Here is a 22,296-nt window from a genome sequence, read left to right as displayed (position 1 = left end):
CGTGGGCATCAGGCCTGGTGCAGGTACCAGCGCCAGTCCTGCTCGCCGACCTCGGCCATGAACTGGCGGTACTCGGCGCGCTTGACCTTGAGGTAGACGCCGAGGAAGGCCTCGCCCAGCGCCTCTCGGGCCCAGCTCGAATTTTCCAGGGCCTCGAGGACGGTGAGCCAGTCGGTGGGCAGGTGTTCGCCGGCCTGGGCATAGCCGTTGCCCTCGACCGGTGCGCCGGGATCGAGTTGTTCACGGATGCCCTGGTGGGTGGCGGCGAGAATCGCGGCGGCGGCCAGGTAAGGGTTGGCGTCGGCGCCGCAGATGCGGTGCTCGATATGCCGGCTGTTGGCCGGGCCACCGGGTACGCGCAGGCTGACGGTGCGGTTGTCCACGCCCCAGGTCGGTGCCAGCGGTGCATAGCTGTTGGCCTGGAAGCGGCGGAACGAGTTGGCGTTGGGGCAGAACATCAGCAACGATTCGCGCAGGTGACGCAGCATGCCGGCCACCGCCTGGCGCAGCAGCGGGGTGCCCGCCTTGTCCTCGCTGGCGAACAGGTTGTTGCCGGCGGCGTCCGCCAGGCTCAGGTGCATGTGCATGCCGGTGCCGGCCAGCTGGGCGAACGGCTTGGCCATGAAGCAGGCCTGCATGCCGTGGGCGTTGGCGACGCCCTTGACCAGGCGCTTGTAGCGCACGGCCTGGTCCATCGCCTCGAGTGCGTCGCCGTGTTCCAGGGTGATCTCCACCTGGCCGGGCGCGTATTCGGAGATCGCCGTGCGGGCCGGGATGCCCTGGGCCTTGCAGGCGGCATAGAGGTCGGCGAGGAAGGGTTCGATCTGCTCCAGCTCGCGCAGGCCATACACTTGGGTACCGCGCGGACGTCCTCCGTCGCTGTCCAGCGCTGGCTGCGGCCGGCCTTGGGCGTCGCGCTGCTGGTCGAGCAGGTAGAACTCCAGCTCGCAGGCCATCACCGGGTGGAAACCATCGGCCTTGAGCGCGTCGATCACCCGCAGCAGCACATGGCGCGGATCGGCCACGCTGGCCGGCAGGCCTTCGCTGGGGTGCATGCTGACCTGCACGGCGGCGGTCGGCACCCGGCGCCAGGGTAGGCGTACCAGGCTGCCGTCCAGCGGATAGGCACGGCAGTCGATGTCGCCGACGTCCCAGACCAGGCCCGAGTCTTCGACATCGTCGCCGTTTAGGGTCAGGCCGAGGATGGTGCTGGGCAGCGGGCGGCCGCTTTCGAATACTGCCAGCAGCTCCTCGCGGTGCAGCAGCTTGCCGCGTGGCACGCCGTTGGCATCGAGGATGAACAGTTCGATCAGGTCGATATCGGGGTTGTCGGCCAGGAAACGCCTGGCTTGCTCTGCGGGGGCAAAGTGCATGGTGGATTCGCTCTGGGGCACGCAGGACCGCCGCGCAGGTGGGCGGTCAGGCTGAGTCAATCGGCCAAGGGTGGCCGGGTCGGGTCAGGGATGCGTGAGCGAAGTGTCCGGTGGGCGCGCGTGGCGGCAATGCCACAGGGCCCAGAACGCCAGAATGATATGGACCAGCGGATTTTCACCGGCACGGGCCCTGGCCTTCGGCAGCGAAGGGTGGGGCAGCGGGCGGGCGATCATCGGGTCGGGAAGCATCCCTGGATACTCACATGGCCTGTAAGGTTGATTAAAGCAGTGAATGGCGACGTTCATTCCGGTAAGAGCTAAACATTGGCAAGTCTGCCCCCCGCGCTGCAGCAGCTTAGGACGCTTCCCACAGTCTTAGGCTAGTTGGCAGGTGGCTGGTCAGCTTTTTTCGTCGCAATTGCTACCCCGTTGTTGTTCAAGCGCTCCCGCTATTTCGAACGTGATCGCGACTGAACGGCGGGCACAGGCAGCATCGATTTCGCAAATCTGCGACAATCGCGCCTCTTACGCCTGCCGATCATGAAAAAGCAGCACTCGCCTGCATCATTAAAAAGCCCCATGACAGATCACGCCATCGACCAACTGCTGAAGAACCTCGACCACGCCATGATCGCCGACCGCCATCGGTTGCGCCGGCAATTGCACGAGCTGCGCAAGCGCCCCGACGAGGGCAAGCTCGCGCAGTGGGTGGAAAAGGTCCAGGCCTCCTGCGCCCAGGTCACCGCGCGCCAGCAGAGTGTGCCGAGCATTCGCTACGACGACAACCTGCCCATCGCCGCCAAGCGCGACGAGATCAAGAAGGCCCTGGCCGAGCACCAAGTGCTGGTGATCGCCGGCGAGACCGGTTCCGGCAAGACCACCCAGCTGCCGAAGATCTGCCTGGAGCTGGGCCGCGGCAGCCATGGCCTGATCGCCCACACCCAGCCCCGGCGGATCGCCGCGCGCAGCGTGGCGGCGCGGGTCGCGGAGGAGCTGGGCACGCCGTTGGGGGCGCTGGTCGGCTACCAGGTGCGCTTCGAGGACCAGAGCGATTCGAACACCCTGGTCAAGCTGATGACCGACGGTATTCTGCTGGCCGAGACCCAGCACGACCGTTTCCTCGAGCGCTACGACACGATCATCGTCGACGAGGCCCATGAGCGCAGCCTGAACATCGACTTCCTGCTCGGCTACCTCAAGACCCTGCTGCACCGCCGCCCGGACCTGAAGCTGATCATCACCTCGGCGACCATCGACCTGGAGCGCTTCTCCAAGCACTTCGACGGCGCGCCGATCATCGAGGTGTCCGGGCGCACTTACCCGGTGGAAACCTGGTACCGACCGCTGACCAGCGAGCACGACGAGGAGGGCAACCAGGTCGAGGAGGACCTTTCCGTCGACCAGGCGATCCTCGCCAGCCTCGACGAGATCGCCCAGCACGAGCGCAGCCAGGGCAAGGGCCCGGGCGATGTGCTGGTGTTCCTGCCCGGCGAGCGCGAGATTCGCGACGCCGCCGAGATCCTGCGCAAGGCGCAGCTGCGCCACACCGAGATCCTGCCGCTGTATGCGCGGCTGTCGCCGGCCGAGCAGCAGCGGATCTTCCAATCCCACAGCGGCCGGCGCGTGGTGCTGGCGACCAACGTCGCCGAAACCTCGCTGACGGTGCCGGGCATCCGCTACGTGATCGACAGCGGCACCGCGCGCATCAGCCGCTACAGCTACCGCGCCAAGGTCCAGCGCCTGCCCATCGAGGCGGTGTCCCAGGCCAGCGCCAACCAGCGTAAAGGCCGCTGCGGCCGGGTCGAGCCGGGCATCTGCATCCGCCTGTACAGCGAGGACGATTTCAACGGCCGGCCGGCGTTCACCGACCCGGAGATCCTGCGCACCAACCTGGCCGCGGTGATCCTGCAGATGCTGCACCTGCGCCTGGGCGCGATCGACGCCTTCCCGTTCATCGAGCCGCCGGATGGCAAAGCCATCAGCGACGGCTTCAACCTGTTGCAGGAACTGTCGGCGGTCAACCGCGAGAACCAGCTGACGCCGCTGGGCCGCCAGCTGGCGCGCCTGCCGATCGATCCGCGTTTGGGCCGCATGCTGCTCGAAGGCGCCCGCCAGGGCAGCCTGCAGGAAGTGCTGATCGTCGCCAGCGCGCTGTCGGTGCAGGACCCGCGTGAGCGCCCGCCGGAGCGCCAGCAGGCCGCTGACCAGGCCCATGCGCAGTGGAAGGATGTCGATTCCGACTTCGCCGCGCTGGTCAACCTGTGGCGTGCTTTCGAGGAGCAGCGCCAGGCGCTGACCGCCAGCCCGCTGCGCAACTGGTGCCGCAAGAACTTCCTCAACTACCTGCGCCTGCGCGAGTGGCGTGACGCCCATCGCCAGCTGGCGCTGATCTGCCGCGACCTGCAATTGGCGGTGAACAAGGACGCCTGCGACTACCAGCCCCTGCACAAGGCGATTCTCAGCGGCCTGCTCAGCCAGATCGGCCAGAAGACCGAGGAGGGCGACTATCAGGGCGCGCGTCAGCGGCGTTTCTGGGTTCACCCGTCGTCGGGCATCGGCCGCAAGCGACCGCAGTGGGTGATGGCCGCGGAACTGGTGGAGACCACCAAGCTGTATGCGCGCATGGTGGCCAAGATCGAGCCGGACTGGATCGAGCCGCTGGCCAGCCACCTGATCAAGAAGAACCACTTCGAACCGCACTGGGAGAAGAAGCGCGGCCAGGTGGTGGCCTACGAGCAGATTACCCTCTACGGGCTGATCCTGGTCGGCCGTCGACCGGTGCATTTCGGCCCGATCGACCCGGTCATTTCCCGCGAGCTGTTCATCCGCGATGGCCTGGTCGGTGGCGAGATCCAGTCCCGGGCCAAGTGCCTGGCGGCCAACAAGCGCCTGCTCGAGCAGCTCGACGAGCTGGAGGCCAAGGCCCGCCGGCGCGATATTCTGGCCGACGAGGAGACGCTGTACGCCTTCTACGAGGCGCGCCTGCCCGAAGAGATCCACCAGACGGCGACCTTCGACAGCTGGTACCGGATGAACAGCCAGAAGGATCCGAACCTGCTGATCATGCGCGAAGAGGACGTGCTCGCCCGCGAGGCCAGCGAGGTCACCGCCGCGCAGTATCCGGACCACCTGCAGGTGGGCGATCTGCGCCTGTCGCTGAGCTATCACTTCGAACCGAACCACCCGCGTGACGGCGTGACCGTGCGGGTGCCGGCGCCGCTGTTGCCGAACCTGCCGGGCGAACGCCTGGAATGGCTGGTGCCCGGTCTGCTTGAGGCCAAGTGCATCGCCCTGGTGCGCAACCTGCCCAAGGCCCTGCGCAAGAACTTCGTGCCGGTGCCCGACTTCGTCAAGGCGGCCCTGTCGCGTATGGCGTTCGGCCAAGGGGCATTGCCGCAGGCGCTGGGCCAGGAGTTGCTGCGCATGACCGGGGCGCGGGTGTCGGACGAGGCCTGGGCGGAGGCGGCCGGGCTGGTGGAAGGCCATCTGCGCATGAACATCGAAGTGGTCGACGCCCAGGGCAAGTTCCTCGGCGAAGGTCGCGACCTCGCCGAGCTGACCGCCCGCTTCGCCGCCGCCAGCCAGGCGGCGCTGGCCCTGCCGCGCAGCGAGAAGGCCGAGCAGCCGGTACAGGCCAAGGCCTTCGCGCAGGTGGCGCAGACCGCCCAGCAGAAGATCGCCGGGCTGTCGATGACGGTCTATCCGGCGCTGGTCGAGGACAACGGCACGGTGCGCGAGGGGCGCTTCTCGACCCAGGCCGAAGCCGAGTTCCAGCACCGTCGCGCCTTGCAGCGCCTGTTGCTGCAACAGCTGGCGGAGCCGGCCAAGTTCCTGCGCGGCAAGCTGCCGGGGCTGACTGAGCTGGGGCTGCTGTACCGTGAACTGGGCCGGGTCGAGGCGCTGGTCGAGGATATCCTCCTGGCCAGCCTCGACAGCTGTGTGCTGGAAGGCGAAGAACCGCTGCCGCGTGATGGCGCGGGCCTGGCCTCGCTGGCCGAACGCAAGCGCGGCAACTGGACCGAGCACGCCGAACGCCTGGCCCGCCTTACCCTGGAGGTACTGAAGCTGTGGCATGGCCTGCAGAAGCGCTTCAAGGGCAAGATCGACCTGAGCCAGGCGGTGGCGCTCAACGACATCAAGCAGCAGCTGGCCAACCTGGTGTACCCGGGCTTCGTGCGGGAGACACCGGGTGCCTGGTTCAAGGAGCTGCCACGTTATCTCAAGGCGGTGGAACTGCGTATGGAGAAACTGGGTTCTCAGGTGCAGAAGGACCGGGTGTGGAGCGCCGAGCTGGCCAATTGCTGGGCGCAGTACCGGGCCCGCGCCGACAAGCATGCCCAGGAAGGCAAGCGCGATGAGCAGCTGACCCTGTACCGCTGGCTGCTGGAGGAATACCGGGTGTCGTTGTTTGCCCAGCAATTGGGGACGAAGGTGCCGGTTTCCGACAAGCGACTGAGCAAACAGTGGAGTCAGGTGGAAGCCTAAACTCCCCAAGTTGTGGCAAACTTGGTGGAATTTACGGCCGCTGTGCGGCCGATCGCGGCACAAGTCCGCTCCTACAGAAGAACGCCGATGCTGTAGGAGCGGCCTTGTGCCGCAAACGAGGGCGCAGCCCTCGCCTCAAAATTGGTACCAAGGTGCCATTAAGTTGCCCTTATTCCGGCCAGCGCCTTGTGGCGATGGCCCCAGACCAGAGGAACGACCGTGCACAACGTCGTCATCAGCGGCACCGGCCTGTACACCCCGGCCCAAAGCATTTCCAACGAAGAACTGGTGGAATCTTTCAACGCCTGGGCACAGCGTTTCAACCGTGACAACGCCGCCGCCATCGAGCGTGGCGAGGTCGAGGCGGCGCCGCTGTCCGACGCCGCCTTCATCGAGAAGGCCTCGGGTATCAAGAGCCGCTTCGTCATGGACAAGGCCGGTATTCTCGATCCGCAGCGCATGAAGCCGCGTCTGCCCGAGCGCGGCAACGACGAGCAATCGATCCTCTGCGAGATGGGCGTGGCCGCCGCCCGCCAGGCCCTGGAGCGTGCCGGGCGCACCGCCGCCGATGTCGACGGGGTGATCGTCGCCTGTTCCAACCTGCAGCGCCCGTACCCGGCCATCGCCATCGAAGTGCAGCAGGCACTGGGCATCCAGGGCTTCGCCTTTGACATGAACGTGGCCTGCTCGTCGGCCACCTTCGGTATCCAGACCGCCGCCAACAGCGTGCAACTGGGCCAGTCGCGCGCGGTGCTGGTGGTCAACCCGGAGATCTGCACCGGCCACCTGAACTTCCGTGACCGCGACAGCCACTTCATCTTCGGCGACGCCGCCACCGCCGTGCTGGTCGAGCGTGCCGACCTGGCGACCTCCGAACATCAGTTCGACATCGTCAGCACCAAGCTGCTGACGGCGTTCTCCAACAACATCCGCAACAACTTCGGTTTCCTCAACCGCGCCGCGGAAGAGGGCATCGGTGCCCGCGACAAACTGTTCGTGCAGGAAGGCCGCAAGGTGTTCAAGGAAGTCTGCCCGATGGTTGCCGAGCTGATCGGCCAGCACCTGGCCGAGAACGACCTGCAGCCGTCGGACGTCAAGCGCTTCTGGCTGCACCAGGCCAACCTGAGCATGAACCACCTGATCGTCAAGAAGCTGCTGGGGCGTGAAGTGGCCGAGGAAGATGCGCCGGTGATTCTGGATCGCTATGCCAACACCAGTTCGGCGGGTTCGGTGATTGCCTTCCACCTGTATCAGGATGACCTGGCCAAGGGTTCGCTGGGGGTACTGAGTTCGTTCGGTGCTGGCTATTCGATTGGTAGTGTGGTTCTGCGTAAACGCTGATACCTACTTTTACTTCTCTATCGGGGCTGCAAAGCAGCCCCGGCTTTCTGACAGGCAAAAAAAGCGGGAAACGCTGGATGGGGTCAGCATTTCCCGCTTCAGGGTGGAGCAAGGGTGCGTAGCGCTTAGAACTTGGCTTCCAGGTCGACCTGCAGGGTGTCGACGTCGGCGTTGTTGTTCGGCAACTGCGACAGGTCGGTCTTGGCCATCAGGTAGGCCGCGCCCAGGGAGAAGTTCTTGTCGATCTCGTAGCCGACCTTGAACTTGTGACCACGCGAACCTGTGAAGCCTGCGCCGAAGTCGGAGTCGGTGAACAGGCTGACCACGGCGTTGCGCTGCACGTCGCGGTAGTTGTAGTCCAGGCTCCAGGCGCCCACCTTGGTCTTCAAACCGGCCAGCCAGGCCTTGTCCTCGCCGTCGGTGCTGTCGGTGTTCTTGACGAACTGGCCATAGGCCGACAGCGGGATGGCGAAGCCGGTGAAGTCCACCTGGCCGAAGCCTTCGGCCAGGTTGAACTCGGTGGTGGTGTTGCCGAAGCTGCGCAGCACGGCCGACTTCTTGTCGTTGTCGAAACCGTAGAGGCTGCCGCCGACGGTGACCTTGACGCTGTCAGCCAGGTTGAACTTGGTGCCCAATTGGCCGTGGTACAGCTGTGCGTCGTGCTTGAACTGCACGCCGTCGCCGTCGACGTTGTCCTTGAGGGTGTAGTGACCGGCGCTGCCGAACACTTCGGCGCCGCCCAGGTTGGTCTTGTAGGTGACGGCCACGCCTTCCGGGTTGATGTCGCTGTCCCAGATGATGTCGCCCATGCTCACCCACGGCTGCAGCATCTTGCCGCCGATCAGGTGCAGGTTCGGCACGGCGGTCGGGTGCCAGTCGAGGTAGGCCAGGTCCACCCACAGCGATTTCTTGTCGAAGTAGTTGTCCAGGCTCTGGTTGGTCGAGCGGGCGTCCGAGCTGCTGCCGGTGGCCACGCGAATGCCAGCGTCGACCTGCGGGTTGATCTCGCTGTAGAAACCGACGCGGGCACGCACACGCTCGCGGTCCTGGTTGCCACTGCGGCTGTTGGGGTTGTCGACGTTGACGTCTTCGTAGCGCAGGCGCACATCACCCTTGATCTGGGTCTTGGCGGCCCATGCCACTTTCTGCTCGAAGGAGCTCAGGCGCTCGGACTGGGCTTTCTGGTCGGCCTTTTCCTTGGTTTCCTTTGCCAGGTCGCCCTGCAGTTCGGTGTACTGCGCCTGGTTGATCGAGCCGTTGGCGCGGAGTATTTCGAGCAGCTTGGCGTCGACAGCAGCACTGGCCGGAGTACTCAGAGCCAGCATCATGCCGGTGAGGCTCACTCCAGTAAGTGTAGAAACAAGACGCATAAGGTTCTCCCTGTTGGAAAAAGTGGGGAGGCTCAAGCGCCCGCCCCCGAGTTGGCATGTCTTCGGAAAGGGCCTGAATAGACAGGTTCTGGGGTTCCGGAAAACAGGCGCAAGTATTGCGGGGGGGAATGACAGAATAATGTCTGAATAGTGGCACTGTTGTTAAGTAAACAGGCCGTCATTTGTGTGTCACGGCGGCTTTGGCAATACTGGCGCCCTGTCCATAGCGAGTTGCAACCGTGATCAGCCTTCACAGCCTTGCCCACCTGCGCGAACTGCCGGCGACCACTTGGGACGCGCTGGTGCCCGACGGTCAGCCGTTCCTGCGCCACGCCTTTCTCAGTGCCATGGAAGACAGTGGTAGCGTGGTGCCCGACACCGGCTGGGCCGCCGAACACCTGGTGCTGGAGCGCGATGGCGAGGTGCGGGCGCTGCTGCCGGCCTACCGCAAGTGGCATTCGTTCGGCGAGTACGTGTTCGACCATGGCTGGGCCGATGCCTGTGAGCGCGCGGGCATTGCCTACTACCCCAAGCTGCTCGGCGCGGTGCCGTTCAGTCCGGTCGCGGGGCCGCGTCTGCTGGCCGCCGATCCAGCCGATGGCCTGCTGCTGTTGCAGGCGATTCCCGAGTACCTGGGCAAGGGTGGGCTGTCGGGGGCGCACATCAACTTCACCGACAGTGTGCTGGACGCGGCCATTGCCGGCCAGCCGGGCTGGTTGGAGCGCCTGGGTTGCCAGTTCCACTGGCGTAACCGGGGTTACCGGGACTTCCAGGACTTTCTCGACACCCTCAGCTCACGCAAGCGCAAGCAGATGCGCAAGGAGCGTGAACAGGTGGCGGGGCACGGGATCGATTTCGCCTGGTACCGCGGCGATGAACTGAGCGAGGCACAGTGGGACTTCGTCTACCGCTGCTATGCCAACACCTATGCCGTACGGCGACGAGCACCGTACCTGACTCGCGAGTTCTTCAGCCTGGTGGCCGAGCGCATGCCCGAGGCGATTCGCGTGGTGATTGCCCGGCAGCAAGGGCGCGAGGTGGCGATGGCCTTCAGCCTGGTGGGGGGCGACAGCCTGTACGGCCGCTACTGGGGTTGCCTGGACGAATTCGACCGCCTGCATTTCGAGACTTGTTTCTACCAGGGCATGGACTTCGCGATCGGCGAAGGCCTGCAGCGCTTCGATGCCGGGGCCCAGGGCGAGCACAAGCTGATTCGCGGGTTTGAGCCGGTGATCACACGGTCGTGGCATTACCTGCTGCACCCGGGGTTGCGCCGGGCGGTCTCAGACTTTTTGCGTCAGGAGCGCGAAGGAGTACTGGCCTACGCCGAGGAGGCGCGGGGGATGTTGCCGTATCGCCAGGTTTGAAGTGCCTGGCCACACGCTATCCCTGTAGGAGCGGCCTTGTGTCGCGAAAGGGCCGCAAAGCGGCCCCAGGATTTCAGCGTTGATGCAAAGATCGCCGGGGCCGCGTTGCGGCCCTTTCGCGACACGAGGTCGCTCCTACAGGGGCCGCGTCTAACTCAGTCGACGCCGACGAATCCCCCGGTCTGGTGATGCCACAACCGCGCATACAACCCGCGCTGTGCCAGCAGCTCGGCATGGCTGCCGCTTTCGACGATATGCCCCTTGTCCAGCACGATCAGCCGGTCCATGCGGGCGATGGTCGACAGGCGGTGGGCGATAGCGATCACCGTCTTGCCCTGCATCAGCGTCTCCAGGCTCTCCTGGATTGCCGCCTCGACCTCCGAGTCCAGCGCCGAGGTCGCCTCGTCCATGATCAGGATCGGCGCGTTCTTCAGCAATACCCGGGCAATGGCGATGCGTTGGCGCTGGCCGCCGGAGAGCTTGACGCCGCGCTCGCCGACATGGGCGTCGAAGCCGGTGCGGCCCTGGGCATCGGACAGCTGCGGGATGAACTCGTCGGCCCGGGCCCGGCGCACTGCTTCCCAGACTTCCTCGTCACTGGCATCCGGCCGGCCGTACAGCAGGTTGTCGCGGATCGAGCGGTGCAGCAGCGAAGTGTCCTGGGTGATCATGCCGATCTGCGCGCGCAAGCTGGCCTGGTTGACCTCGGCGATGTCCTGGCCGTCGATGAGGATGCGCCCGCTGTCGATGTCGTACAGGCGCAGCAGCAGGTTGACCAGGGTCGACTTGCCGGCGCCGGACGGACCGATCAGGCCGATCTTCTCGCCAGGACGGATGTCCAGGTTCAGCGCGTCGATCACCTTGCCGCCCTTGCCGTAGTGGAAGTCGACATGGTCGAAGCGCACCGCCCCGCGGCTGACCTTGAGTGCCGCGGCGTTGGGCCTGTCGCTGACGGTGACCGGCTGGGCAATGGTCTGCAGGCCGTCCTGGACCATGCCGATGTTCTCGAAGATGCCGTTGACCACCCACATGATCCAGCCGGACATGTTGACGATGCGGATCACCAGGCCTGTGGCCAGGGCGATGGCGCCGACGCTGATCAGCGACTGGCTCCACAGCCACAGGGCAAGGCCGGTGGTGGTAACCACCAGCAGGCCGTTCAGCGAGGTAATGACCACGTCCATGCTGGTGATCACCCGCGAGGCCAGCTGGGTCTTCTCGGTCTGCTCGCTGATCGCCTCGCGGGCGTACTGCTGCTCGTAGTCGGTATGGGCGAACAGCTTGAGCGTGGCGATGTTGGTGTAGCCGTCGACGATGCGCCCCATCAGCTTGGAGCGGGCGTCGGAGGAAATCACCGAGCGCTCCTTCACCCGTGGCACGAAGTAGTACAGCGCACCGATATAGCAGGCGATCCACACCAGCAGCGGCAGCATCAGCCGCCAGTCGGCCTCGGCGAACAGCACCAGCGAACTGATGGCGTAGATCAGCACGTGCCACAGCGCGTCCACCGCCTGCACCGCCGAATCGCGCAGGGAGTTGCCGGTCTGCATGATGCGCTGGGCGATGCGCCCGGCGAAGTCGCTCTGGAAGAAGTTCAGGCTCTGCTTGAGCACGTAGGTGTGGTTTTGCCAGCGGATCAGGCTGGTCATGCCCGGGCTGATGGTCTGGTGCACCAGCAGGTCATGCAGGCCGAAGAACACCGGCCGCAGCAACAGCACCACCACCAGCATCCAGATCAGCTCGCCGCTGTGCTCGCTGAAGAAATTGGCGTTGGGCGTGCCCTGGGCCAGGTCGATGATCCGGCTCAGGTAGCTGAACAGCGCCACTTCGATCAGCGAGGCGATCAGGCCTACGATCAGCAGGGCGAGGAAGCTCGGCCACACCTGGCGCAGGTAGTAGAGATAGAAGGGCCAGACCTTGCCGGGAGGCGCCTCGCTGGGCGCCTCGCGGAAAATGTCGATCAACTGCTCGAAACGACGGTACAGCATGGGTGACGACACTCCTGTTCGACCCGACTCACGTCCCTGTGCGGCGCGGGATCAATCGATGCGTTTGGCCGACTTGATGTAGACCGGATCGGCCGGCACATCGCGCATGCCTTTCTTGACGGTGGTCGGCGAGTTGACGATCTGGTCGACCACCTCCATGCCCTTGGTGACCTTGCCGAACACCGCGTAGCCACGGTCGCGGCCCGGGTTGAGGAAGTCGTTGTCGGCGACGTTGATGAAGAACTGGCTGGTGGCCGAGTTCGGGTCGGAGGTGCGGGCCATGGACAGGGTGCCGCGGGTGTTCTGCAGGCCGTTGCTCGCTTCGTTGCGGATCGGGTCCTGGGTGCTCTTCTGCACCATCTGGTCGGTAAAGCCACCGCCCTGGACCATGAAGCCCGGGATCACGCGGTGGAAGATGGTGTTGTTGTAGAAGCCGCTGTCCACGTACTGGAGGAAGTTCTTGGTACTGATCGGCGCTTTTTCTGCGTTCAGCTCGATCTCGATCTTGCCGAAGCTGGTGACCAGCTCAACGTGCGGGGTCTTGTCGGAGGCCATGACGCTGGTGGCGAAGGCGACCGAGCAGGCGGTGAGCAGAAGTTTTTTCAGCATGGGCTCAAAGATCCTTGAGAGGTGGAAGCGGCTGCGAGGAACTGCAGCACGGTACGGTTGAAGACTTCGGGTTGATCCAGGGGCGTAGCGTGCCGCGAATCGTCGATGACCGCCAGCCTGGCGTTGGGCATCAGGGCGACGTAACGCTCCTTCAGTTGTATCGGTGTGTAATCGTGGTCGGCGGCGATCACCAGGGTGGGACAGCGGATCTGGCCGATGCGTTCCTGCACGCCCCAGTCGACGATGGCGTCGAAGCTTTTCAAATAGGCACGCTTGTCGTTGCGCGCCCAGCGCTCGGCCATCTTGCGCCGCAGTTCGGTCTGCTCCGGCTTGGGAAACAGCCGCGCAGCCAGGCCCTTGCCGACGGTCTCGACGCTGAGCAGGCGTGCCAGGCCCCAGCGCTTGAGCCACCAGATCCAGTCGCTGCGGGTGCGTCGCTTGACCTCGGGGGCGCTGTTGACGATGCACAGGCTGCGCAGCCAGTCGGGGTGGTCGACGGCAAACTGGAAACCGACCATGCCGCCCATGGACAGGCCGACGAAGTGCACCGGGCCGGTGTCCAGATGGCGCAGCAGGGCCAGCAGATCCTCGCTGAAAGTCTTTATCTGGTAGCCCTTGCGTGGCTTGGAGGATTGCCCGTGGCCGCGGATGTCCATGAGGATCACCCGATACTGGCGGCCGAGCTCGGGCACCTGCAGTTCCCAGTCCTGGCTGCTCGAACCCAGCCCGTGCAGCAGCACCAGGGGCTCGCCCTGGCCATGTTCCTGGTAATGCAGCAGGCATCCGTCATGTTCGAAACAGGCCATGGGCGCGGTCCTCTCAGGCTTGCGGGGGGGCTGCGAAGGGCACGTCCAGCGGCGCGGTGTCGAAGTTGCGCAGCAGTTCGATGAGGATCTGCGTGGCCGGGCCCAGGGTCTTTTCCTTGCTGGAGTAAAGGTAGAACAGCGGATGGCGGCTGCCACCCTGATCCAGCGGCAGGGGCTTGAGCACGCCTTCGCGCAGCTCGCGCTCGATCATGTGCCGGGGCAGCCAGGCAAAGCCCAGGCCGCTGCCGACGAAGGTCGCCGCGGTGCCCAGGCTGCCGACCGTCCAGCGCTGCTCGGCGCCGAGCCAGCCGACATCGCGCGGCTGGGCCCGGCCGGAGTCGCGGATCACCACCTGCAACTGGCTTTCCAGATCCTGGAAGGTAATTTCGCGGCCCATGCGGTGCAGGGCGTGCTCGGGGTGGGCGACGGCGATGAACTCCACCGGGCTCAGTTCGGTGCCCAGGTAGCCGCCGATGTTAAAGCTGCTGATGGCAAGGTCGGCGATGCCTTCGTGCAGCACTTCCTCGACCCCGGACAACACTTCTTCGCGCAAGCGTACCCGGCAGCCGCGGCTCTGCGGCATGAAGGCGGCCAGGGCGCGTACCAAGCGGGCGCTGGGGTAGGCGGCATCGACCACCAGGCGCACTTCGGCCTCCCAGCCCTGTTCCATGTGGTGGGCCAGGTCTTCCAGCTGGCTGGCCTGCTTGACCAGTTGCCGCGAACGGCGCAGCAGCACGCTGCCGGCCTCGGTCAGCACCGCCTTGCGCCCATCGATGCGCAGCAGCGGCACGCCCAACTGCTCCTGCATCCGCGCCACGGTATAGCTCACCGACGACTGCGAGCGGTGCAGGGCCTCGGCGGCCTGGGCGAACCCGCCGTGGTCGACCACTGCCTGCAGGGTCCGCCACTGATCCAGGGTAACGCGCGGTGCTTTCATCCAGGGCTCCTGTTGTCCTAAGCTGCGCTCTTCCCAAGGAGAGCGCCCGTATGAAGAAATGTTGTGCGGCTTTGCTGTTGTGCCTACCCCTCGGGGCCATGGCATACCCGATCGACGTGGAAAAGGACCTGACCGGGGTCAAGGTCGATTACACCGTCTACGACACGGCCTATGACATCGGCTCGATCAGCCTCAACAACTATGGGCAGGTGCCGGCGGCGTGCAAGGTCACCTTCCGCAACGGCCCTGAGGCGCCACGGGTGCGTCGGGTCAATGTGCCCGCCGGCAGGAGCGTGGATGTTACCGCCAAGTTCAACCGGCAGATCATCAAGCTGCGCATCGTGCTCGACTGCAAAGCCGAATAAACAGATTAATCGATAGGTTGATCCCACTTTTTACGCTTTTTTATCGATAGGTCAACCACTAATCTCACCTCCATCGAATCGCCACCCTTTACCGCCGATGGAGGCAGCCCATGTCCCGCGTACTGATCATCGAAAGCAGCGCCCGCCAGCAGGATTCCGTTTCCCGTCAACTGACCCTGGACTTCATCCAGCAATGGCAAGCGGCGCATCCGGCCGACGAGATCAAGGTGCGCGACCTGGCGGTGAACCCCGTGCCGCACCTGGACGCCAACCTGCTTGGCGGCTGGATGAAGCCTGAGGAGCAGCGCAGCGCCGCCGAGCGTGAGGCGCTGGCGCGTTCCAACGTGCTGACCGACGAACTGCTGGCCGCCGACGTGCTGGTGATGGCCGCGCCGATGTACAACTTCACCATCCCCAGTACCTTGAAAGCCTGGCTGGACCACGTGCTGCGCGCCGGCATCACCTTCAAGTACACCCCGACCGGGCCGCAGGGCCTGCTCAACGGCAAGCGCGCCATCGTCCTGACCGCCCGCGGCGGCATCCATGCCGGTGCCAGCAGCGACCACCAGGAACCCTACCTGCGCCAGGTGATGGCCTTCATCGGTATCCACGATGTGGACTTCATCCACGCCGAAGGCCTGAACATGAGCGGCGAGTTCCACGAGAAGGGCCTGAACCAGGCCAAGGCAAGACTGGCCGCGGTGGCCTGAGCCGCGACGAATTCCCAACCCTGACACCTTGTTGCTCTTTTGGGTGTGCCTGCCCGGCCAGTACTTGGCCGGGCTTTTTTATGCCGACCTCATGCCTTGCGCTCCCACAAGGGCAAATGCAAACCATGAATGTTCTGCAAGGCAGTTGCTCTCACAGAGAAAACACTGCTTTCAAGGCTTGTGGTAGTGGGCTTGCCAGCGAAGAGGCTTTTACTGCCCCCACAATCCCCATGGTTGAACTGCCCCGGCCCAACCCGCTAAGGTCCCCGCCTTGATCCACGAGGGCCAACCATGGGCTACCTGATAATCGTCGCGCTGATCCAGGCGTACTCCTTCAACCTGATCGGCGAATACCTGGCCGGCCACGTCGACAGTTACTTCGCCGTGCTGGTCCGGGTGCTGCTGGCCGGGTTGGTGTTCCTGCCACTGACCCGCTGGCGCCAGGTCGAGCCGCGTTTCATGCGCTCGATGCTGCTGATCGGCGCGCTGCAGTACGGCATCACCTATGTCTGCCTGTACCTCAGCTTCCGCGTGCTGACGGTGCCGGAAGTACTGTTGTTCACCATCCTTACCCCGCTGCATGTCACCTTGATCGAGGATGCCCTGAACCGGCGCTTCAACCCCTGGGCGCTGCTCGCCGCCCTGGTGGCGGTGGCCGGCGCGGCGGTGATCCGCTTCGACACGGTCACCGGTGAGTTCTTCATCGGTTTCCTGTTGCTGCAACTGGCCAACTTCACCTACGCCGCCGGCCAGGTGCTGTACCGCCACTTGGTGGCCCGCCACCCCAGCGACCTGCCGCACTATCGCCGGTTCGGCTATTTCTACCTGGGCGCGTTGCTGGTGGTGTTGCCGGCCTTCCTACTGTTCGGCAATGCCCAGCACCTGCCGAGCACCGACACCCAGTGGCTGGTGCTGCTGTTCCTGGGCCTGTGTCCGACGGCGCTAGGGCTGTACTGGTGGAACAAGGGCGCTTGCCTGGTCTCTGGCGGCACCCTGGCGGTGATGAACAACCTGCATGTGCCGGTGGGCCTGCTGCTCAACCTGCTGATCTGGAACCAGGACGAACCGCTTGGGCGTCTGGCCATTGGCGGTTCGGTGATCCTGGCATCGGTATGGCTGAGCCGCTTGGGCGGCCAGCGCGCGAGGCTGCCTGGAGCGGCCTGAGGGTCATTGCCGGCGCGGCAGGCCAGTGTGCACGATCAGGCACAAGGGCAGGGTCAGCAGCAGCGTGCCTGCCAGCGCCATCAATCCCTGTTCCACTCCCGTGTGGTCGGATATCGCGCCGATCAGCACCGGCGCCAGCGCGCCGCCGCCGACGGTGCCGGTATAGAAGCAGGCGAACACCCGTTCCCGCTGCTCGCGGCCGGCGAAGTCCGGCACCAGCCCGGTCAGTACCGATGAAGTGCCGTTGAGTGCAACGCCGATCAGAGGCATCACCAGCATCAATGGCAGATAGGGCAACAGCAGCGCTACCAGGATCAGCGCGGCGGTCAGCAGCTCGGTACAGACCACAGTGCGTACCGGCCCCAGCCGGGCGCCCAGGTAGCCGCAGAACAGCTTGCCGAAGGCGCCGCCGATGAACAGCAATGTCAGGGCCAGGCCGATCTGCGCAGTGGTCGCGCCCTTGCCCTGCAGCAGGAATGGCAGGAAGGTCAGAAAACCCATGCGCACGCCACTGTCGAGGGTGCCGGTGGCGATCAGCGCCGCGAGCCCCGACCTTGAGGCAACCTGGTCGTGGGCTGTGGCCTTGTGCGTTGATCGCCCTGCGGGTGGCGCCTGACGCAACAGCCACCACAGCGCCGCTGCCGCCCCCAGGCCGAGCAGGCCAAGCGCGGTGGCGTTGGCTTGCCATGACACATACACCAGCACCAGGCCGACCAGGCCGGGGATCAGCGCCTTGCCGATATCCCCGGCGAAGTTGTACTGGGCCAGGGCCTGTTTCACCTTGCCACTGCCTTCGTAGGCATCGGCGACCAGCGCGCTGGCCAGCGGGTGCTGGGTGCTGGCGCCGAGGCCGGCGAGCATCAGGGCCAGCAGCAGAAGGCTCAGGTCACTGGCCTGGGCGGCCAGCAGGTAGGCCAGCCCGGCCAGCGCCGTGCCGCGGACCAACAGGGCCTCGCGACCCCAGCGCCGGGCGCCTTTGCTGGCCAGCAACTGAAAGCCCGCCATCATGCCGGCGTAGGCGCCGCGCAGCAGTCCGACCTGGGCGTAGCTGAGGCCGAAGGCGAACTGCCAGAGGGGCAGCAACACGTAGATGACATCGGTCAGCCCGTCATGCACGCCATGGGCGAGGCTGGCGGCGGCAAGCGCCTTGCGCCGAGGCGATGGCGGGGCGTCGTGCAGTGAAACGCTGGAAATGTCCTGAGGCATGGCTCGCTCACGAGGGCTGTGGCAGGCGTCTGTCGAGCGTCAGGGATGGGCGTGGCGAGTGGGCCGTCGATCTTCCGTGATGACGTCGTCCTGGATGGCCCTAGGTTAGAGCGTCTTGGGGGCGCAATGCAAAGGGGCGCCCGCTCGGGCGCCCCGATTGGACGGTCAGGCTTCGCTCAATGCATCCAGGCTGCGTGGCTGGGTCTGAGGCAACGGCCTGGTCGCCAATCCCACCCGCATGTCGTTACCGCTCGGTTGCTGGTACAGGCTCAGCCCGAACTCCGGCAGCACCGCCAGCAGGTAGTCGAAGATATCGCCCTGGATGCGCTCGTATTCGGCCCATACCGTTGTGGTGGTGAAGCAGTAGATCTCCAGCGGCACGCCTTCGGCGGTGGTCTGCATCTGGCGGACCATGCAGGTCATGTTCGGGTGTACGTTGGGGTGGTTCTTCAGGTAGGCCAGGGCGAAGGCGCGGAAGGTACCGATGTTGGTCAGCTTGCGGCGGTTGGCCGAAAGCTCCGCCACCGGGCCCAGGGCCTCGTTCCAGTGATGCAGTTCCTGGCGCTTCTGCGCCAGGTAGTCGCCCAGCAGGCGTACCTGGCCCAGGCGCTGTTCTTCGTCCGGGCTGAGGAAGCGCACGCCGGCGGCGTCGATGAACAGGCTGCGCTTGATCCGACGCCCGCCGGACTGCTGCATGCCGCGGTAGTTGCGGAACGACTCGCTCATCAGGCGCCAGGTGGGGATCGAGACGATGGTCTTGTCGAAGTTCTGTACCTTGACCGTGTGCAGGGTGATGTCCACCACGTCGCCATCGGCGCCGGCCTGGGGCATCTCGATCCAGTCGCCGACGTGCAGCATGTCGTTGCTGGTCAGTTGCACGCTGGCGACGAACGACAGCAGGGTGTCCTTGTACACCAACAGCAGCACCGCCGACATGGCGCCCAGGCCCGACAGCAGCAACAGCGGCGAGCGGTCGATCAGGGTGGCGACGATGACGATGGCGGCGAAGATCCACAGCATCATCTTGGCCAGCTGCATGTATCCCTTGATCGAGCGGGTGCGGGCGTGCTCGGTGCGTGCGTAGATGTCCAGCAGCGCGTCGAGCAGGCAGGACAGGGCGCGGGTCATGAACAGCAGGGTCACCGCCAGGGCGACGTTGCCGAGGAAGTGCTGGGTGGTGGCCGACAGCTCCGGCACCAGCTTCAGGCCGAACTGCACCACCAGCGACGGGGTGGTCTGCGCCAGGCGGTGGAACACTTTGTTGTGGCGCAGGTCGTCCAGCCACCTGAGCGCCTGTTGGCGGCCGAGCAGGCGGGTGGAGTGCAGGATCAGGAAGCGGGCGAGGCGGCCGATCAGCAGCGAGACCAGCAGCAGCACGATCAGGCCGAGGGCGGCATGCAGCAGCGGATGTTGGTCGAGCGTGCCCCAGAGGTCGAGGGCGTCGCGCCAGAAGCGTTGGATGTCCATGGGCGTGAAAGCGGTCTGTGTTGCGGTATGAAGGGGTATTAGAGCGTGGATCGGCGCAAAGTTGCCAAAAGAAATTCGGTTCTGGCCACGGAAAACGTTACCCTATGCAACTGAATTTTTCGCACTTGCCCGAGGTTACCCCGTGTTTTCCCAATTCGCCCTGCACGAACGCCTGCTCAAAGCCGTGGCCGAGCTGAAATTTGTCGAGCCGACGCCGGTGCAGGCAGCGGCCATTCCCCTGGCCCTGCAAGGGCGTGACCTGCGGGTGACGGCGCAAACCGGCAGCGGCAAGACCGCCGCCTTCGTGCTGCCGCTGCTCAACCGCCTGGTCGACCGCAGCGGCCCGAGCGTGGAGATCCGTGCGCTGATCCTGCTGCCGACCCGCGAGCTGGCCCAGCAAACCCTCAAGCAAGTGAAACTGTTCTCGCAGTTCACCTACATCAAGTCGGGCCTGGTCACCGGCGGTGAAGACTTCAAGGAACAGGCCGCCATGCTGCGCAAGGTGCCGGATGTGCTGATCGGCACCCCTGGCCGTCTGCTCGAGCAGCTCAATGCTGGCAACCTGGACCTGTCGCACGTGGAGGTGCTGATCCTCGACGAAGCCGACCGCATGCTCGACATGGGCTTCGCCGAAGACATGGAGCGCCTGTGCAAGGAGTGCGAGAATCGCAAGCAGACCCTGCTGTTCTCGGCCACCACGGGCGGTGCGGCCCTTCGCGATATCATCGGTAAAGTGCTCAAGGACCCTGAGCACCTGATGCTCAACAGTGTCTCGCAACTGGCCGAAGGCACCCGCCAGCAGATCATCACCGCCGACCACGACCAGCACAAAGAGCAGATCGTGCAGTGGCTGCTGGCCAACGAGACCTACCAGAAGGCAATCATCTTCACCAACACCCGTGCCCTGGCCGACCGTATCTACGGTCACCTGGTGGCCAAGGAGGTCAAGGCTTTCGTCCTGCACGGCGAGAAGGACCAGAAGGACCGCAAGCTGGCCATCGACCGCTTCAAGGATGGCGGCTCCAAGGTCTTGGTGGCCACTGACGTCGCGGCTCGCGGCCTGGACATCGACGGCCTGGACCTGGTGATCAACTTCGACATGCCTCGCAGCGGTGACGAGTACGTGCACCGTATCGGTCGCACCGGCCGTGCCGGTGGCGAAGGCCTGGCGATCTCGCTGATCACCCACAACGACTGGAACCTGATGTCCAGCATCGAACGCTACCTCAAGCAGCAGTTCGAGCGCCGCGTCATCAAGGAGGTCAAGGGTACCTACAGCGGGCCGAAGAAGGTCAAGGCCTCGGGCAAGGCAGCCGGCAGCAAGAAGAAAAAGGTCGAGAAGAAGGCCGGTGGCGACAAGAAGGGTGCCGCCAAGAAGAGGCCTACCGCCAAGCCCAAGGCCAATGCGCCTCTGGCCAGCTCCGACGGCCTGGCACCACTGAAAAAGCGCAAGCCAGCCGCTGAGTAAATACCACCGGCAATGAGCCCGCCACTGCAACGGTGGCGGGTTGCTTCACCTCCTTCCCCAGGGCGCGTAGCCCATTTCCCAAACCCTGTTCAAGCCCGGGCATTTTGTCGCCTACCCGCCACACTCCTCTGGCATGTGCAGTCAAGGAAGAGTAGCGTATGTACAGCTGTAAATACGATTGTCCCGTACGATTTGAATGGGACGAGGAAAAGAACCTGCTCAAGATCCGCAAGCACGGTATCGACTTCAACGACGTGCCCGAGATGTTCCGCCAGCCGATGCTGGCGTTGCGCGATGAGCGATTCGAGTACCCGGAGGCACGCTGGATCTGCATGGGCTGGATCAATGCCTGGGTCAGCCTGGTCGCCTACACCGAACGGCAGGGTGATGTGATCCGCATCATTTCCGCCAGAAGAGCCACCCGACGTGAGGTAACGCGCTATGTCGAAACCGTCCATAAGCTGTGAGCAAGACCAAGCCCCGGTCGATACCTCGGACATCCCCGAACTCGACGATGACTTCTTCCGCCGCGCCGAGCTGCGAGTGCCGGCCAAGCAAACGGTGACCATCCGCCTGGACGCCGACGTGCTGGCCTGGTTCAAGGAACAGGGCGCCGGCTACCAGACCCGCATCAACCAGTTGCTTCGCCAGTACATGCAGGCCCAGCAGCGACGCTGACACTGGCGCGGTCAGGTTTTCCTTTCCGCTTCTTTAAGTTCCTGGATGCGCTTGTCGATCAACTGGCATTTGTCCGGCAAGTCCTTGCTGGCCGTTCCGAGCTCCATGTGCTGGAGCTCGTCGTTTATCTCCTTGGCCTTGCGCGGGTTCTGTTCGGTCAACTGACTGACCAGCCCTGCCAGTTCTTCTCTTTTTTGCGTGGCCTCTTCCGGTGTGCAGGCCAAGATGGGCTGTGCACAGAGCAGGGTGGCCGCGCAGATAAGGCATGGCAACGGTTTCATCCCTCGACTCCTTGTTACCAGTGGATTCAGTCCGGTGGAGGCGCCGGTCTGCCTGGAAGTTCAGTCGAGGTGATTGCTGGAAGGGTTCCTTGAAGATTTCACGGTTTTTTGGCGATATTAATTTGACGTCATGATAGTGGCTAAATAATATCTCGCGCTCTTTTTCCGTGGTCCAGGGACTGGATGATGTCTATGCGTTTTAACCGGGGGCGAGCTTGCGTGCTTGCCGCCTTGTTGGCCTGCACGGCCATGAGTACGGCCCGTGCTGCCTCGCCTGGCGACCAGGACCTGATCCGCGACCGCCAGGACCGTCTGCTCGAAGAGCAGCAGCGCCGCCTCGAAGAACTGCGCAACCTGCCCGGCAAGGCCGCCGAACCCGGTGAGTCGCAACCGGCGGCCGACAGCCGCTGCTTCACCATCCACACCATCGAACTCAAGGGCGCCGACAGCCTGTCCGCCGCCGACCGCGACCGCCTGCTCAAGCCCTTTATCGACCAGTGCCTGGGCGTCACCCAGCTCAACGCCTTGCTCAAGGCCATCACCGACCATTACCTGGGTCGCGGCCTGGTCACCAGCCGCGCGTACCTGCCGCAGCAGGACCTGTCCTCGGGTCATCTGCAGGTACTGGTGGTGGAAGGGCGCTTGGAAGGGCTGCGCCCGGACCCGGCCAGCGGCCTGAGC

Annotated in this window: 19 protein-coding genes; 10 read left to right on the top strand and 9 right to left on the bottom strand. The window is 64.7% G+C overall.

Annotated elements, in window-relative coordinates:
- Window positions 1–8: 8 nt before the first annotated feature.
- Window positions 9–1,373, bottom strand: coding sequence for a glutamine synthetase family protein (locus AC25MA_RS10730; protein WP_062360602.1), 1,365 nt, complete (start codon window positions 1,371–1,373; stop codon window positions 9–11).
- Between the two features lie 579 nt (window positions 1,374–1,952).
- Here AC25MA_RS10730 and hrpA point away from each other — a divergent pair.
- Complete coding sequence (hrpA, locus tag AC25MA_RS10725; protein ID WP_486972015.1) at window positions 1,953–5,858, top strand: ATP-dependent RNA helicase HrpA; 3,906 nt, start codon at window positions 1,953–1,955, stop codon at window positions 5,856–5,858.
- Window positions 5,859–6,077: 219 nt separating this feature from the next.
- The gene (locus AC25MA_RS10720; RefSeq protein ID WP_028693068.1) at window positions 6,078–7,199 is read left to right on the top strand and encodes a beta-ketoacyl-ACP synthase III; all 1,122 of its coding nucleotides are present in this window, start codon (window positions 6,078–6,080) and stop codon (window positions 7,197–7,199) included.
- Between the two features lie 125 nt (window positions 7,200–7,324).
- On the opposite strand, the gene AC25MA_RS10715 is transcribed toward AC25MA_RS10720, so the two are convergent.
- Complete coding sequence (locus tag AC25MA_RS10715) at window positions 7,325–8,569, bottom strand: putative porin (protein WP_028693069.1); 1,245 nt, start codon at window positions 8,567–8,569, stop codon at window positions 7,325–7,327.
- A 239-nt stretch (window positions 8,570–8,808) separates the two neighbouring features.
- Between AC25MA_RS10715 and AC25MA_RS10710 the strand changes: the two genes are divergently transcribed.
- Entirely contained in the window at window positions 8,809–9,936 is a 1,128-nt protein-coding gene (locus AC25MA_RS10710) for a GNAT family N-acetyltransferase (protein ID WP_247283447.1), read from the top strand.
- A gap of 155 nt (window positions 9,937–10,091) precedes the next feature.
- Here AC25MA_RS10710 and AC25MA_RS10705 read toward each other — a convergent pair whose 3' ends face one another.
- The 4 genes from AC25MA_RS10705 to AC25MA_RS10690 are packed head-to-tail and all read right to left on the bottom strand — an operon-like array spanning window position 10,092 to window position 14,276.
- Window positions 10,092–11,924, bottom strand: a complete 1,833-nt coding sequence (locus tag AC25MA_RS10705) for an ABC transporter ATP-binding protein (protein WP_028693071.1) — start codon at window positions 11,922–11,924, stop codon at window positions 10,092–10,094.
- 51 nt (window positions 11,925–11,975) lie between these two features.
- Window positions 11,976–12,533: a peptidylprolyl isomerase gene (locus tag AC25MA_RS10700; RefSeq protein WP_050706800.1), complete on the bottom strand. Its 558-nt coding sequence runs from the start codon at window positions 12,531–12,533 to the stop codon at window positions 11,976–11,978.
- Window positions 12,527–13,339, bottom strand: coding sequence for an alpha/beta fold hydrolase (locus AC25MA_RS10695; protein WP_207852285.1), 813 nt, complete (start codon window positions 13,337–13,339; stop codon window positions 12,527–12,529). The genes AC25MA_RS10700 and AC25MA_RS10695 overlap by 7 nt, the downstream gene beginning before the upstream one ends.
- A gap of 13 nt (window positions 13,340–13,352) precedes the next feature.
- Complete coding sequence (locus AC25MA_RS10690) at window positions 13,353–14,276, bottom strand: LysR family transcriptional regulator (protein ID WP_028693074.1); 924 nt, start codon at window positions 14,274–14,276, stop codon at window positions 13,353–13,355.
- Window positions 14,277–14,326: 50 nt separating this feature from the next.
- Here AC25MA_RS10690 and AC25MA_RS10685 point away from each other — a divergent pair, with 50 nt between their 5' ends.
- From AC25MA_RS10685 to AC25MA_RS10675, 3 genes are all read left to right on the top strand, one after another.
- Window positions 14,327–14,641, top strand: coding sequence for a hypothetical protein (locus tag AC25MA_RS10685; protein WP_028693075.1), 315 nt, complete (start codon window positions 14,327–14,329; stop codon window positions 14,639–14,641).
- Between the two features lie 110 nt (window positions 14,642–14,751).
- The gene (locus AC25MA_RS10680; protein ID WP_028693076.1) at window positions 14,752–15,351 is read left to right on the top strand and encodes an FMN-dependent NADH-azoreductase; all 600 of its coding nucleotides are present in this window, start codon (window positions 14,752–14,754) and stop codon (window positions 15,349–15,351) included.
- 291 nt (window positions 15,352–15,642) lie between these two features.
- Window positions 15,643–16,515 carry a carboxylate/amino acid/amine transporter gene (locus AC25MA_RS10675; RefSeq protein WP_486972014.1) on the top strand — a complete coding sequence of 291 codons (873 nt, stop codon included), beginning with the start codon at window positions 15,643–15,645 and terminating at the stop codon, window positions 16,513–16,515.
- 3 nt (window positions 16,516–16,518) lie between these two features.
- On the opposite strand, the gene AC25MA_RS10670 is transcribed toward AC25MA_RS10675, so the two are convergent.
- Entirely contained in the window at window positions 16,519–17,721 is a 1,203-nt protein-coding gene (locus AC25MA_RS10670; RefSeq protein ID WP_288520791.1) for an MFS transporter, read from the bottom strand.
- Window positions 17,722–17,886: 165 nt separating this feature from the next.
- Window positions 17,887–19,188, bottom strand: coding sequence for a mechanosensitive ion channel family protein (locus AC25MA_RS10665; RefSeq protein ID WP_062360613.1), 1,302 nt, complete (start codon window positions 19,186–19,188; stop codon window positions 17,887–17,889).
- 142 nt (window positions 19,189–19,330) lie between these two features.
- On the opposite strand from AC25MA_RS10665, the gene AC25MA_RS10660 reads away from it, so the two are divergent.
- The 3 genes from AC25MA_RS10660 (at window position 19,331) to AC25MA_RS10650 (ending at window position 21,334) form a co-directional block, all read left to right on the top strand.
- A complete protein-coding gene (locus AC25MA_RS10660; RefSeq protein ID WP_028693084.1) occupies window positions 19,331–20,656 on the top strand; it encodes a DEAD/DEAH box helicase in 1,326 nt (441 codons plus the stop codon).
- Window positions 20,657–20,814: 158 nt separating this feature from the next.
- Window positions 20,815–21,123: a BrnT family toxin gene (locus tag AC25MA_RS10655; RefSeq protein ID WP_486972013.1), complete on the top strand. Its 309-nt coding sequence runs from the start codon at window positions 20,815–20,817 to the stop codon at window positions 21,121–21,123.
- Window positions 21,098–21,334: a BrnA antitoxin family protein gene (locus AC25MA_RS10650; RefSeq protein WP_069016961.1), complete on the top strand. Its 237-nt coding sequence runs from the start codon at window positions 21,098–21,100 to the stop codon at window positions 21,332–21,334. The genes AC25MA_RS10655 and AC25MA_RS10650 overlap by 26 nt, the downstream gene beginning before the upstream one ends.
- 11 nt (window positions 21,335–21,345) lie before the next feature.
- On the opposite strand, the gene AC25MA_RS10645 is transcribed toward AC25MA_RS10650, so the two are convergent.
- A complete protein-coding gene (locus AC25MA_RS10645; protein WP_028693087.1) occupies window positions 21,346–21,615 on the bottom strand; it encodes a hypothetical protein in 270 nt (89 codons plus the stop codon).
- 249 nt (window positions 21,616–21,864) lie between these two features.
- Between AC25MA_RS10645 and AC25MA_RS10640 the strand changes: the two genes are divergently transcribed.
- On the top strand, window positions 21,865–22,296 hold a 432-nt coding region (locus AC25MA_RS10640), incomplete at its 3' end, for a POTRA domain-containing protein (RefSeq protein WP_486972012.1).

Source organism: Pseudomonas sp. P65(2024) (assembly GCF_057480955.1).
This window is presented reverse-complemented; position numbering and strand designations above follow the sequence as displayed.

Excerpts from the sequence above, each read along its gene's own strand:
- AC25MA_RS10730 (WP_062360602.1), bottom strand. The coding sequence starts at position 1,373 with ATGCACTTTGCCCCCGCAGAGCAAGCCAGGCGTTTCCTGGCCGACAAC.
- hrpA (WP_486972015.1), top strand. The coding sequence starts at position 1,953 with ATGACAGATCACGCCATCGACCAACTGCTGAAGAACCTCGACCACGCC.
- AC25MA_RS10715 (WP_028693069.1), bottom strand. The coding sequence starts at position 8,569 with ATGCGTCTTGTTTCTACACTTACTGGAGTGAGCCTCACCGGCATGATG.
- AC25MA_RS10705 (WP_028693071.1), bottom strand. The coding sequence starts at position 11,924 with ATGCTGTACCGTCGTTTCGAGCAGTTGATCGACATTTTCCGCGAGGCG.
- AC25MA_RS10700 (WP_050706800.1), bottom strand. The coding sequence starts at position 12,533 with ATGCTGAAAAAACTTCTGCTCACCGCCTGCTCGGTCGCCTTCGCCACC.
- AC25MA_RS10695 (WP_207852285.1), bottom strand. The coding sequence starts at position 13,339 with ATGGCCTGTTTCGAACATGACGGATGCCTGCTGCATTACCAGGAACAT.
- AC25MA_RS10690 (WP_028693074.1), bottom strand. The coding sequence starts at position 14,276 with ATGAAAGCACCGCGCGTTACCCTGGATCAGTGGCGGACCCTGCAGGCA.
- AC25MA_RS10685 (WP_028693075.1), top strand. The coding sequence starts at position 14,327 with ATGAAGAAATGTTGTGCGGCTTTGCTGTTGTGCCTACCCCTCGGGGCC.
- AC25MA_RS10680 (WP_028693076.1), top strand. The coding sequence starts at position 14,752 with ATGTCCCGCGTACTGATCATCGAAAGCAGCGCCCGCCAGCAGGATTCC.
- AC25MA_RS10675 (WP_486972014.1), top strand. The coding sequence starts at position 15,643 with ATGGGCTACCTGATAATCGTCGCGCTGATCCAGGCGTACTCCTTCAAC.
- AC25MA_RS10670 (WP_288520791.1), bottom strand. The coding sequence starts at position 17,721 with ATGCCTCAGGACATTTCCAGCGTTTCACTGCACGACGCCCCGCCATCG.
- AC25MA_RS10665 (WP_062360613.1), bottom strand. The coding sequence starts at position 19,188 with ATGGACATCCAACGCTTCTGGCGCGACGCCCTCGACCTCTGGGGCACG.
- AC25MA_RS10655 (WP_486972013.1), top strand. The coding sequence starts at position 20,815 with ATGTACAGCTGTAAATACGATTGTCCCGTACGATTTGAATGGGACGAG.
- AC25MA_RS10650 (WP_069016961.1), top strand. The coding sequence starts at position 21,098 with ATGTCGAAACCGTCCATAAGCTGTGAGCAAGACCAAGCCCCGGTCGAT.
- AC25MA_RS10645 (WP_028693087.1), bottom strand. The coding sequence starts at position 21,615 with ATGAAACCGTTGCCATGCCTTATCTGCGCGGCCACCCTGCTCTGTGCA.